This window comes from Vibrio sp. SCP2, from assembly GCF_059295395.1.
This window is the reverse complement of sequence record NZ_JCAFVV010000011.1, coordinates 32,335-45,561: the sequence shown is the minus strand read 5'-3', so window position 1 is coordinate 45,561 and position 13,227 is coordinate 32,335. Positions and strand designations below refer to the sequence as shown.

Genomic DNA, 13,227 nt, shown 5'->3' with positions numbered 1-13,227 from the left:
CAAGGATGTGACCATTTCATGAACATTAAGTGTCTGCAGTTGTTCATTCATCTGTGTGATAGTAAGAGCTTCGCTAAGACAGCTTCGGCGATGCATATCAGCCCGTCAGCCCTGAGTCGACAGATACAAAAACTGGAAAACGACACTGCTCAAGTGCTGTTTGTGCGAGATAATCGCAGCGTTGAGCTGACCCCAGCCGCGAAAAAGCTTTTGCCTGTCGCATTAAACATTCTTGGTGAGTGGCAAAACTACAACGCCCAACTCAAAGGCCATGAAGAAGAACTGAAAGGTGAAATTCGTCTCTTTTGCTCGGTAACGGCCAGTTACAGCCATTTGCCTGAGCTCTTGTCCGAGTTTCGTCTTCAGCATCCGTTTATTGAATTTAAGCTTTCAACCGGAGATCCAGCACAAGCAATCAACAAGGTATTGAGTGATGAAGTGGATATCGCGATTTCTGCCCAGCCTGAGCAACTGCCCGCTCGAATCGAGTTTGAAACCATCAGTGAAATTCCCCTTTCCGTGATTGCTCCGGTCGGGGTCAGTAATTTTGCTAAGGAGCTGCAAAAAGAGCAGCCTGATTGGTCAACAATTCCATTTATTGTGCCTGAGTCAGGTACCGCCCGAGACCGCGCCAACGCTTGGTTTAAGGCAATGAAGATTAAGCCAAATATCTACGCCCAAGTTTCTGGTCATGAAGCGATCGTCAGTATGGTTGCCCTTGGCTGCGGTGTGGGAATCGCTCCCGATGTGGTGATTAACAACAGCCCTGTTAAGGAAAAAATCGAGCGCTTAAAAGTCGCTTCGATAAAACCCTTTAAACTCGGCGTGTGCTGCAAACGCTCGCAGCTTGATAACCCACTAGTCAAAGCACTGTGGGAAATGGCCCACGATACTTACATCGCGCCCTAACTATAAACACAGATACAACAAAGCCACCGCTTTTTCAGATCGAAAGAATAACGGTGGCTTTTGCATTTAAAGTAGTTTTCTAGATAGTTGGAGTCACAGCTAGGCGTCGAATAACCTTATTCCCATGAGCATAGTCCACTATGTGATTGGGATAAGGTTGTGAAGACAACGACGCTGTGGCTTCAAATATGACGAAAACTTAAATGACTCGGGAAAACTGCTGCTGACGCGCCTTTGCCCTTAAATACTTATCGAAACACATACAGATGTTACGGATCAGTAAGCGACCACGCAGTGTAACGCGAATTTCTTCGTCATCCACTTCCACCAATTCATCATTGATAAACGTCTGTAGTAGCTGCAAGTCTTCTTTAAAGTAGTCATTGAACGTCACCTTAAACTCAGACTCAATCATGGTCTTATCAAGTTTAAAGTTACAGATAAGCTGTTTAATGACTTCGCGTCGAAGTAAGTCATCACTATCAAGGGCTACCCCTTTCCATAGAGCATGACGTAGGTCGTTTACTTGCGCGTAGTACTTCTTGAGCTCTTTTTGGTTTTGCGCGTACGCATCGCCAATCATGGAAATCGCTGACACACCAAAGCCCACTAAGTCCGCTTCGCCTTGGGTGGTGTAACCTTGGAAGTTGCGGTGGAGCACACCATTACGCTGAGCAACCGCAAGCTCATCATCTGGCAGAGCAAAGTGATCCATACCGATAAACTGATACCCTGCACCAGTCAGTGTCGAGATAGTATCTTGCAGAATCGCCATCTTCTCTTCTGCTACTGGTAGGTCTTCATCTTTAATCTTACGCTGCGCGGCAAATAGCTGCGGCATGTGCGCGTAGTTAAAGATCGACAAGCGGCCTGGCTGCATTTGTAATACCTGAGCTAAAGTCTCAGCAAAGCGTGCTTGGGTCTGCTTTGGCAAGCCGTAGATCAGATCTAGGTTAGTCGAACGGAAACCCAGTTGTTTGGCACGTTCAACCATGGCAAAGATAAATTTCTCATCCTGCTCACGATTAACCAGTTTTTGAACTTCCTTATTGAAGTCTTGTACACCAATACTGAGGCGATTAAAGCCTTCACCGCGTAAGTGATCAAGCATATCGAGTTCGATTTCACGCGGGTCAACTTCGATACTGATTTCAGCATCACCTTCGAAATTAAACTCATCACGCAAGATATTCATCACTCGGCTGATTTGTGCCTTGGTCAAAAACGTCGGTGTACCGCCACCAAAATGCAGCTGAGTCACTTTACGCCCTTGCAGCAATGCCGCACGAGTACGAACCTCAAGCTCTAATACATCCAAGTACTCATCCGCTTTATGGGCATGACGGGTGATCACCTTATTACAACCACAGTAGTAACAAAGCTTGTGGCAGAAAGGGATATGGATATAAAGAGACAGCGGTCTGTCTGGGTACTGAGTGCACGCCATATCGTAGTCCGCTACCGTGAACGCTTCATGAAACTCCAAAGCAGTTGGGTATGAAGTGTAACGAGGACCCGAATAGTTGTACTTATCAAGGATGGCTTGGTCCCAGACTATTTGCTGGCTTGCGACGACATGCTGCGACATGATGGTATTTCCGTTTGGGCTATAATGCTTCGTTTGGCTACACGAGCCATTATTGTTAGCAGGCTATTTTGCCACACCTCGATATCACTGGTTGTGGGACAGGCTGCTTTTTGAGTAGCAATACTCAGAATTGATAACTCGATCACTCCCTCTAAAGGGTAGTCGATCGAGCTATAAAGCCAATCTAGATCATTTGGATGTTGATCTGATTGTTGAGAGGTTGAACCTTTTTCTGCAGAAGCTTCAGCTCTTCAACAATAGCATCTTGAAGACGAGACTCCGCTTTATGGCGCTCAAGGTTTTGCTTCATGCGCTCTTTTTTCGCTAACGCCTGACGCTCTTCGCCACGAGCCATATCTTTAACGATGTGGAAAAGCTCTGACGTCGCTGGAAATTCTTTTTCAAAATCAACGCGCTCTTCACCTTGAACATAGTCCATGATGTTATAGAGGCGAATGCTGATTTCTGACAGATCACACTGCTCTTGAATACCCGCTAAGCAAAGAACATGCACACTTTCAAAGATGTTGGCATTGCGTTTTTCAATGGCTAACTTTTGATGCTGCAGTTGCAATTCCTTTTGCTTCTTGAGCTTGAGCAGAAGGTAACCTGCATATGACGCTAGACCGAGGATGATGGCTCCGCCTGCAATGGCTAACAAGGTTACATTCATAATGCTCGATTATCCTTTAAATTGGTTCAAGTCTAAGTCTTCGAACTGAGAAAGTAACTCATCATCTGAGCCTGCTTTCTTGCTGGTCTTCTTCTGCACAACAGGTTGTTCTACGATCTCTTCCTCAAGTTCTTCTTCAGGCTCTTCTTCGTAGATACCTAGCTGCTTCATCAGCACTTCGATACGAGCTAATTTTTCGTCAACGTATTTCTGTAGACCAGCACCTAGGCTATCACCATTGTCTAGACGATCGAGCAACACATTCAATTGTGCATCGCTCTCTAGCATTTCTAGCTCTTTCTCTGCATTAATACGACGCTCAGCCTTAGTTGGCTTCTTAGCGGCTTCAACCACAAGAGGAATTTTCTTCTTGCTGCCTAAACGCGGATCGCGCTTTTGCGCGGTAGTCTGCTGCTTCTGAACTTTTGCTTCAGAGTTACGGCCGCCAGTCTTTAGACCTTTGCGCTTTTTGTCTTTCTTACGTAGACGTCCTTCAACGTCTGATTGAGTTCGGTTGCGAACAACAACTACGTCGCCATTGCCACCCGATCTTGCTTTCTTACTACGGCTCATTACTGGGCTTTCCTCAGTAAAATTACATCATTACCAATAAATTCAAGCTTGAGCTGATCCCGCTCTGCCAAATACTGAAACGTTTTACGACTAAAGAACACCACATGGGTCTGATCGTTTTTATAGTGCCATGAGGCAAACGCTTCAACATCGATGACCATCTTAGTCATAAGACCAATCCAGCCACCTGGCTTAACTAAATTCAACCATTGCTGCCACACCTTATTCGGTTCATAGAGGTGTTCTATAACCTCTGTAGCAGTAATAAAGTCATACGAATTTTCTAACACCGAAGGATTCGGGTGATAGTAGATATCGTAAAGACTCATGGTGTGTCCCTGCTCTTCCAACATCAGTGACAATGTTGGGCCAGGACCACAGCCAAAATCTAACCCGTGAGAATTAGCCTCAATACGCTCTAATATGGGGTCTGCAACCCGAGATAAAAAGCGTCGGTACCCTTGATCATTTGGGTCATTCTCATGCAAATCGTAGTGGGCTTTTTCCTGTTTTGCATCCAAACGCTGATCTGGATTAACAAACACAAGCTCACATTGCAGGCACTGTAAATACTCTCGACGTTTGTCTTGGTAGTAGTGCTGAGTCTCCAAGCTTTGACAAAGGGGGCAACTATGCATATTGGGTGCGTTTAACATATCCTCAAACGGGATGCGAAACATACCAGAAACTGGCGTTAGAGTGGAGCACTATTGTGCAAATAATCATCACTTCATAAAAAATAGCAATAAAAAAAGCGATAGAGTTATCTATCGCTTTCTAAATGCCTTACGGCAAAACTGTGTTGCACTTACTTCAGTGCACCAATATTCCATTTGTTTTTAGTGCTTTCCCTGCCAAAAGTGTTGTTTGCCACCATCCTGGTGAGTTTTGGCTTTCCATTTACTTCCTGATGTCTGGGCTAGTCCTTAGCCTGATCCGTTTCACTGTCTTAAACCATTAGACAAGTCGACCATCCCTATCAAGTAGGTTTCCTACCTACCCTTGCATCCTTTCTATAACTACCAAGTTTCCATAACTTGCGTCCGTGGAGACTTCCTAGTCTTAAATCCGTTATCAGCGCCCTGCCGATGAGTACACTCTATCGCTTTGGTCGTTTCGAACAATCCACTCAAGCTAAAAAAGTGCACTTTTTTACTCCCACAATTTCAGAGCCCTATTTTTCAATGAGTTACAAACAACCAATAGAAACTTGCACATTCAAGTATGGGCGATCTCTTACAAGCAACGAGGAAAGATGACTCATCAAGGCCACGCGAGTCATGTGATCACGCTCAAACGAAAAAGCCCAAGCAACTGCTTGGGCTTTTTCAATACAACTTTATGCTCGAACGAATAAGTAGGGCTTAGTGTAGGCCACCAACATATTTAGAAAGTGTATCTATATCTTCATCCGTTAGTTTTTTCGCAATATCACGCATCATAGCGTTCATGTCGTTGCCACGAGAACCATCACGGAATTTTTCAAGCTGAGCCTTAATGTAGTCAGCATGCTGGCCAGAAATTTTCGGGAAGCCAGAAAGTTCTGTGCCGTTACCACGTGGACCATGACAAGCGATACATGCCGTTAGGCCACGCTCTGCATCACCCGCGGTGTAAAGAACTTTACCTGCATCAACCACATTCTCAGGCGTAGTGTTGTGAGCAATTGGTAGAGAGGCATAGTAAGCCGCTAGGTCTTTCATATCTTCCTCAGACAGTGGCATAGCCATACCACTCATCACAGGATCCATACGACCTTGCTTACCATTACTAGTCATACCCAACTTGAACTCTTTCAGCTGCTTTTCAATATATTTAGCATGCTGACCTGCAATTTTCGGGTACATAGCGAGTTGACTGTTGCCGTCAGCACCATGGCAGGCAACACAGGTTTGGGATTTTGCTTTACCAGCTTCAATGTTACCTTGGGCCCACACGGAGCAGCTGGCTAAAAGACTCAAGATTAGCGCTAATTTCTTCATGACATTCCATTATAATTATCAAGCTTCCGGTACCACTCTGCGTTGCCACTCATGGTACAATAGGCGACCTTATGCCGAGCACGGTTATTTTACACAATTTCACAAAAAAGTAATCAATCGACTACACAAAGTCGAGATGGAGTTAACAGTGAGCGTAAAAATTCATTATCAAAACACCCATTTCATCACAAGTGCGCCGGATATCCGCGCCTTGCCAGAAGATGAAGGTATCGAAGTTGCGTTTGCAGGACGCTCCAATGCGGGTAAGTCGAGTTCTCTAAACCGCCTGACAAACCAACGTAGTTTAGCGAAAACCAGTAAAACGCCAGGCCGTACACAACTTATTAACCTTTTTAAGGTTACCGATGGCTGTCATATTGTCGATCTTCCAGGGTACGGCTTTGCTCAAGTACCACTAGAAATGAAGAAGAAGTGGCAAAAATCGTTGGGTGAGTACCTGCAAAAACGCCAATGTCTAAAGGGCTTAGTGGTTCTGATGGATATTCGTCACCCAATGAAAGACCTCGACCAACAGCTAATCTTTTGGGCGGTAGACAGTGGTATTCCTGTTCAGGTGCTGCTAACTAAAGCAGACAAATTAAAGAGCGGGGCACGCAAAGCACAAGTTCTGAAGATCAAAAAAGACGCGGTAGGTTTTGGTGGCGATGTCAGCGTTGCTGCTTTTTCATCGCTAAAAGGCATCGGTGTCGATACACTGCGTAGCAAGCTCGATGAGTGGTTCGCTCCAGCACTGGCGGAATCAGTTGTTGAAGAGCTCATCGAAGAAGAGAATCTCGATAGCGAGTCAGAGTAAACACTCGACCAGACAATGATAGCTAAAGCCCTGCCGCTAAAATGGTAGGGCTTTTTTATCGGCATAGAAAAATAAAAGCCCCACCTTCCTGGCGGGGCAACGGGAGAGAAATAGTAGTTATTATTAATTATGCGCTTAGGATTATGTATCTAAAGGCGTAAATCAACACTCCCAACAGAGGGGTGCCCGCTCAGACAAACCACAGCCAAACACCAGCCATCTCATTGAAAAACAACCATAAAAACCGAAATTAAAGCTATATTTTATGGCCTATTTTGGTTTTGGTTTTTCTATCAAAATAACCAAACTGTGACTGGTATAAATTTACAAACTTTGGCCAAATTACACCAAGGTCAATAACCATAATTATTTTAATGGCTTTTAGATGGCATCAGGGGAAATATCAGGGAAAGGATTCGCTTGGTATGTAGCTTTTTGATAAGTAGGGATTTTTCTTTGGCACAATAAAAAACGCCCCAGTCAAAAACTGACTGGGGCGGCTGAATCAGCCTAATCCAATAACGTGAAACAAAAGGTCTGAAAGATAGAACATCTTACCTCTGTACCCTACGCAGATTAATGTACAACAATTGGTCAGAAATGAAAACTCTTTTCGTAAGTTTTTTTCATTAAAATTTTATTAAACTACATTTAAGCCAAATGCCAGTTAACTTTTTTAGAGATAAAAAAAAGCCAGCGTTTGTGCGCTGGCTCATACAAAATAGGTGTTTTAGGCGATTTTTTGCCTAGTGCGCCTGATCCCAGTTGTCTCCATGCCCTGCCTCAGCAACCAGAGGGACATTTAGCTGTGCTGCGGATTCCATCAATTGTTGTACTTTACTTTCAATTTCGGCTAAAGCTGACTCTTGAACTTCAAATACCAATTCATCGTGAACCTGCATAAGCAGTTTCACTCGCCCGTCGCCTTCAGTTTGAATCCACTCGTCGACTAACAGCATCGCCTTCTTGATAATGTCAGCTGCCGTTCCTTGCATTGGTGCATTGATCGCTGCACGTTCTGCCGCTTTACGACGCATACCGTTACGTGACTTAATTTCAGGAAGGTGCAAACGACGACCAAAGATAGTTTCAACATAGCCCTGCTCTGCTGCGGCGCTGCGTGTATCTTCCATATACTGCATCACACCAGGGTAACGCTCGAAGTACTTATTCATGTAGTCTTGCGCTTCGCCACGAGGAATACCTAGCTGCTTAGCCAAACCAAAGGCACTCATACCATAGATAAGGCCGAAGTTAACTGCCTTCGCACGGCGACGCTGCTCAGTACTCACTTGGTCAATGGTGGTACCCATAATTTCTGCCGCAGTCGCGGAGTGGATATCTTTACCTTGCTGGAAAGCATCCAATAGGGCTTTATCACCAGATAAATGCGCCATAATACGCAATTCAATCTGCGAGTAGTCGACAGCCATGATCTTATAGCCTCGTTCAGCTATAAATGCCTGTCGGATACGGCGACCTTCATCATTACGAATTGGAATATTCTGTAAGTTAGGATCGGTTGAAGAAAGGCGCCCAGTCGCGGTTACCGCTTGATGATACGAAGTATGCACACGCCCAGTTTCTGGGTTAATCATCTTAGGTAGCTTATCTGTGTAGGTAGACTTAAGTTTAGCTAGACCACGGTATTCAAGGATCAGCTTAGGTAATGGGTAGTCCAATGCCAGCTCTTGCAACACTTCTTCGTTAGTCGAAGGCGTACCTGAAGGTGTCTTCTTGATTACTGGTAGACCCATCTTTTCAAACAGGATGGCTTGAAGCTGCTTTGGCGAATTCATGTTGAATTCTTGCTCTGCAATTTCAAACGCTTTCTGCTCTAATTCATCCAGACGCTGGGCAATCTCTTGAGACTGTGCAGACAGCTTCATGTCATCGATTAGAACACCAGTACGTTCGATACGAGAAAGCACAGGCACTAAAGGAACCTCGATATCTTGGTAGATACCTTTCAGCTTTTCATCCTGCTCAATATTGCTCATTAAGCGGTTATGAAGACGTAGCGTAACGTCGGCATCTTCTGCCGCGTAAGGTGACGCTTCATCAAGGTCGATTTGATTGAAGGTTAGCTGGTTCTTGCCTTTACCTGCAATCTGCTCGAATGAAATACAGCTGTGCTGAAGGAAACGCAGCGCCAAGCTGTCCATATCATGTTTACCACCCACGCTATTATAGACGTAAGAGGCCAACATGGTGTCATGCTTAATGCCTTTCATCTCGATGCCGTAACGTGCCAACACGCTCGCATCGTACTTAAGGTTTTGACCTACCTTCGCTTGAGCCTCATCTTCTAAGATAGGTTTTAGTTGCGCCAACACCCAATCGCGCTCTAGCTGCGCAGGGGCATCTAGGTAATCATGGGCAACAGGAACATAGGCAGCAATACCTTCTTCGGTCGCAAAAGAGAGGCCAACAAGGTTTGCAACCATGTAATCCAAGCTATCGGTTTCAGTATCAAAGGCGAACACCTCAGCAGCTTTTAGCTTCTCTAGCCAAGCATTGAATGAAGACTCATCTAGGATCGTTTCATACTGACTACGGTCGATAGTCACTGCCGATGTGTCGATATCTGCCGCAGTACTGGCCGATGCACCACTCTGGTTGCCCGACTTCTCATCAGCCTCAACCACACCAGTGCCACCATCAAGAAGCTCGTTTAGCCACGATTTAAACACCAACTGACCATACAGTTTGATCAGCTCATCTTTGTTAGGCTCAGTTTTAAGCAGAGATTCAGGCGTCTCTTCTAACTCAACATCCAGCTTGATCGTCGCAAGCTCATACGACAGGCGTGCATTTTCTTCGTTGTCGAGTAGCTTTTTCGCCATGGTTTTCGAACCGCGGAAACCTAGTGGAGCAATGTCGTCGAGGTTTTCATACAGTTTGTTAATACCGCCAATACCTTGCAGCAAAGCCGTTGCGGTTTTATCACCAACACCCGGTACACCAGGAATGTTATCGACCTTATCACCCATTAATGCGAGGTAATCAATAATCAGCTCTGGTGGGATACCAAACTTCTCAACCACACCTTCACGATCCATCACCACATTGGTCATGGTGTTGATCAAGGTAACATTGTCATCCACCAGCTGAGCCATATCTTTATCACCGGTACTGATCAACACAGGCATACCCGCTTGAGATGCTTGGTAAGCGAGCGTACCAATCACATCATCGGCTTCTACACCCGGGGTACAAATCAATGGCAAACCCATCGCGCGAATTACATTGTGCAAAGGCTCAATCTGACAACGCAGATCATCGGGCATTGGAGGACGATTAGCTTTGTACTCTGGGTACATATCATCACGGAAGGTTTTTCCTTTTGCATCAAAGACAACCGCAATACGATCTGAAGAGAACTGACGCATCATGCTACGCAGCATGTTAACCACACCATAAACGGCATTGGTTGGGATCTCGCCATTACTCATCGTTTCTGGATAAGCGTGGAATGCGCGGTATAAATAAGAAGAACCGTCAATCAGAATCAACGGATTATCAGGAATGTTGGCCATAGTCTTTACGTATCCAAAGAAAATGCAAAAAAGATCTGCTTAGGATGCCATGACTGGTTCAGCGAATCCATTTTAACTCTTTGAACTCTACTCACACATTTGGTTATTCCTTTATCATCCCACTCACCACTCTGTGGATAACTCTGTTTATATTATTTACCCACAGGATATAAAACAGTGCACAAAAAACTAAAAATAGACCACAAGCCTTTGTAAATAATAAACAAATTATCCAATCGATCGTTTAAAGATCGATCCTGAGATGATCTTGCGTTGTGGAAAAGACTACTGGTGTCCTTTTGTTCGGAGCGAAATAGCAGGCATAAAAAAAGCGACATCTTTCGATGTCGCCTAGCAAAAAGGGGTCAAAGCAATTCAGGTGAATGAGGTGCTTTGCCATAAAGCTATAAATTACACTGGAAGCAATGTGAGCAATGTCGTGTCAAAAAGAACTCGTGCAAGTTCGATTAAGTTCAGTGTCATCACCGTCTCCAATTGTGAATCTGGTAACTCAACGTCCTTGTGAACTTCTCTCATTCCCTAAGACGAGATAAATAATAACCATTCTCATTTAATGCGTCAACACCTAAATGAGAAAAAATCTCATTTAATTTTTATGACACTCGCCTAACTGCTTTACAAAGTGAATTCGGCTCTCTAATAACGGCTCTTTTAGTTCATAATTTTCAATAAGATAACCATTTTTAATCAACAGTCTGAGCATGGCAGGAAATTGGTTACGTGATTTCACTTTAAGCTGTTTATAACCTTGCTCTGTTACCCATTGCTCCTGAATATCTAATAATTTTTGCGCCACCCCTTTGTTTCTCGCTAAAGAAGACACGCCACCAAACCAGCTGTAGAAAGTCGTTTCGTCGATCTGGTAGCCAATCTTGAACCCTAGGATGTCATCACCTTGTTGCGCCACCTGGATCAAAGAGCGCTGCTTCCCTTCTAAACGTGCAGACAAACTCTCAACACTCTCTTTATGGGCAAACTCCGCGATCTGCTCAACGACTTGAACACACTCTTCTAGCGTTCCTAAACGATAAATAATACTCATCGATATTCTCCAAAATTAAAAAAGGCTGACAAACGCCAGCCTTTGATATTCTTTGTTTAACAGACCCTAGTCTTCTTTTAAGAACGTCGCTGCTTGCGCATTTTCTTCCGCTAACCACTCTGCGACGTCTTTAGCAAAATAGGTAAGGATGCCGTCTGCTCCTGCACGCTTAAAGCAGAGTAGCGACTCCATTACGGTATCACGCTCTTTTAACCAACCATTGGCAAATGCCGCTTTGTGCATCGCATACTCACCAGAGACTTGATAAGCAAAGGTTGGTACTTCAAGTTCCGACTTAACGCGGCGAACAATATCAAGGTAAGGCATACCAGGTTTCACCATGACCATGTCTGCGCCTTCATTCACATCCATCGCCACTTCATGAATCGCTTCATCGCTATTAGCAGGATCCATTTGGTAGTTTTTCTTATTGCCGCCTTTAAGGTTGCTTGCACTACCGACCGCATCGCGGAAAGGCCCATAGTAACAAGAGGCGTATTTGGCAGAATAGGCCATGATCTGAGTATTGATGTGACCCGCTTGCTCAAGCGCTTTACGAATCTCACCAATACGTCCATCCATCATGTCTGAAGGGGCAACAACATCAGCGCCGGCTTCGGCATGAGACAGAGCCTGTTTAACCAAGACTTTAGTTGTCTCATCATTTAGCACATAACCTTCTTCATCAATGATGCCGTCTTGGCCATGAGTCGTGAACGGGTCAAGCGCGACATCCGTGATCACACCGATTTCTGGCACATGCTCTTTCAGAGAACGAACCGCACGCTGAACCAAACCTTCAGGGTTGTAGGCTTCAGCAGCACATAGGCTTTTTGCATCTTGGTTGACCACAGGGAATAGAGCGATCGCAGGAACACCTAGCTGAGCTAAGTACTGCGCCTCTTCTAGCATTAGATCAATCGACAAACGTTCGATACCCGGCATTGACTCCACGGTTTCGCGGCGATCTTTACCCATAAGAATAAACATTGGATAAATCAGATCGTTAACAGACAATTGGTTTTCAGCCATCAAGCGGCGGCTAAAGTCATGCTTGCGCAGGCGGCGCATACGACGGCCAGGGAATTGACCTTGAATCGAAACTGACACTCTATTCTCCTTGTGTGGTGAAAGTGCTTGAATTGCATAATATCACTCCAAGCCGACGACGCCAGAGAGAGTCGAGAAAAATGCAAAAAATGACCAAATGCTCACACTGCCGTATACTCTCAGCTCTGATAGAGAGTGAGATAAGCAATGATTGATACCCACGCACATATTTATGCCACTGAATTTGATTCTGATCGCGACCAAGTCGTCCAGCGTGCGTTGGCACAAGGCATTGATAAGATATTACTGCCAAACATTGATTTAGAATCGATTGAGCCGATGTTGCGCACCGAGGCTGAGTATCCAGACGTTTGCCGCTCGATGATGGGACTACACCCATGTTACGTCGACGCCAATGTTAAACAGAGCCTAGACATCATTCATTCTTGGTTTGATAAGCACAACTTCATCGCCGTAGGTGAAATTGGTATCGATCTGTACTGGGATAAAACCTTCAAAGCCGAGCAGGAGATGGCGTTTATTACTCAGCTCAATTGGGCAAAAGAGATGAAACTGCCAGTGGTCATTCACACACGAGACTCAATAGAAGAGACCCTCACACTACTTCGCCAAGAACAAGATGGTTCATTAAGCGGAGTATTCCACTGTTTTGGTGGCAGTGTTGAAGAAGCCCAAGCGATCAATGATCTCGGCTTTCATCTTGGGCTTGGTGGCGTTTCGACGTTTAAAAATGGTGGCATGGATAAAGTGATTCCACATCTAGATATGGACTACGTTATCTTAGAAACTGACTGCCCTTATCTCGCTCCAGTTCCTCATCGTGGAAAACGCAATGAACCTGCGTATACCTCGCTTGTTGCTCAGCGCGTCGCTGACCTAAGAGAAATCAGTATCGAACAAGTAGATAGCCTCACCACTCACAATGCCAAGACGCTGTTTAGCCTTTAGCTCTCCAAAAACAAAACGGGGTTGATAGCTAGCTATCAACCCCGTTGCTCTTATGGCCTAGTGGAAA

At 44.9% G+C, this 13,227-nt stretch carries 12 protein-coding genes; 3 read left to right on the top strand and 9 right to left on the bottom strand.

Annotated elements, in window-relative coordinates:
* The first annotated feature begins 18 nt into the window (after positions 1-18).
* Positions 19-909, top strand: a complete 891-nt coding sequence (ilvY, locus tag AC5O63_RS20095) for an HTH-type transcriptional activator IlvY (protein WP_069667928.1) — start codon at positions 19-21, stop codon at positions 907-909.
* A 199-nt stretch (positions 910-1,108) separates the two neighbouring features.
* Here the strand turns inward: ilvY and hemN are convergent, their stop codons facing one another.
* From hemN to AC5O63_RS20070, 5 genes are all read right to left on the bottom strand, one after another.
* Entirely contained in the window at positions 1,109-2,497 is a 1,389-nt protein-coding gene (gene hemN, locus AC5O63_RS20090; RefSeq protein ID WP_494506062.1) for an oxygen-independent coproporphyrinogen III oxidase, read from the bottom strand.
* 184 nt (positions 2,498-2,681) lie between these two features.
* Positions 2,682-3,170 (bottom strand): DUF2489 domain-containing protein, encoded by a 489-nt coding sequence (locus AC5O63_RS20085; protein ID WP_171325946.1) that lies wholly within the window; start codon positions 3,168-3,170, stop codon positions 2,682-2,684.
* Between the two features lie 9 nt (positions 3,171-3,179).
* The gene (yihI, locus tag AC5O63_RS20080; RefSeq protein WP_494506061.1) at positions 3,180-3,743 is read right to left on the bottom strand and encodes a Der GTPase-activating protein YihI; all 564 of its coding nucleotides are present in this window, start codon (positions 3,741-3,743) and stop codon (positions 3,180-3,182) included.
* Positions 3,743-4,381, bottom strand: coding sequence for a class I SAM-dependent methyltransferase (locus AC5O63_RS20075; RefSeq protein ID WP_171325942.1), 639 nt, complete (start codon positions 4,379-4,381; stop codon positions 3,743-3,745). Before AC5O63_RS20075 ends, yihI begins: the two co-directional genes overlap by 1 nt.
* Before the next feature lie 726 nt (positions 4,382-5,107).
* Positions 5,108-5,725, bottom strand: a complete 618-nt coding sequence (locus tag AC5O63_RS20070) for a c-type cytochrome (RefSeq protein ID WP_171325940.1) — start codon at positions 5,723-5,725, stop codon at positions 5,108-5,110.
* Between the two features lie 148 nt (positions 5,726-5,873).
* On the opposite strand from AC5O63_RS20070, the gene yihA reads away from it, so the two are divergent.
* Positions 5,874-6,539 (top strand): ribosome biogenesis GTP-binding protein YihA/YsxC, encoded by a 666-nt coding sequence (gene yihA, locus AC5O63_RS20065; protein WP_494506060.1) that lies wholly within the window; start codon positions 5,874-5,876, stop codon positions 6,537-6,539.
* A 505-nt stretch (positions 6,540-7,044) separates the two neighbouring features.
* Here the strand turns inward: yihA and spfP are convergent.
* The 4 genes from spfP to hemB form a co-directional block, all read right to left on the bottom strand.
* Entirely contained in the window at positions 7,045-7,092 is a 48-nt protein-coding gene (gene spfP, locus AC5O63_RS20060; RefSeq protein ID WP_438356636.1) for a small protein SpfP, read from the bottom strand.
* A 193-nt stretch (positions 7,093-7,285) separates the two neighbouring features.
* On the bottom strand, positions 7,286-10,078 hold the full coding sequence (gene polA, locus AC5O63_RS20055; protein WP_494506059.1) for a DNA polymerase I: 2,793 nt from the start codon (positions 10,076-10,078) through the stop codon (positions 7,286-7,288).
* 607 nt (positions 10,079-10,685) lie between these two features.
* A complete protein-coding gene (locus AC5O63_RS20050) occupies positions 10,686-11,141 on the bottom strand; it encodes a GNAT family N-acetyltransferase (RefSeq protein WP_494506058.1) in 456 nt (151 codons plus the stop codon).
* Positions 11,142-11,207: 66 nt separating this feature from the next.
* Positions 11,208-12,251: a porphobilinogen synthase gene (gene hemB / locus AC5O63_RS20045; RefSeq protein WP_004745392.1), complete on the bottom strand. Its 1,044-nt coding sequence runs from the start codon at positions 12,249-12,251 to the stop codon at positions 11,208-11,210.
* A 147-nt stretch (positions 12,252-12,398) separates the two neighbouring features.
* Here hemB and AC5O63_RS20040 point away from each other — a divergent pair, with 147 nt between their 5' ends.
* The gene (locus AC5O63_RS20040; protein WP_494506057.1) at positions 12,399-13,160 is read left to right on the top strand and encodes a TatD family hydrolase; all 762 of its coding nucleotides are present in this window, start codon (positions 12,399-12,401) and stop codon (positions 13,158-13,160) included.
* Positions 13,161-13,227: the final 67 nt, after the last annotated feature.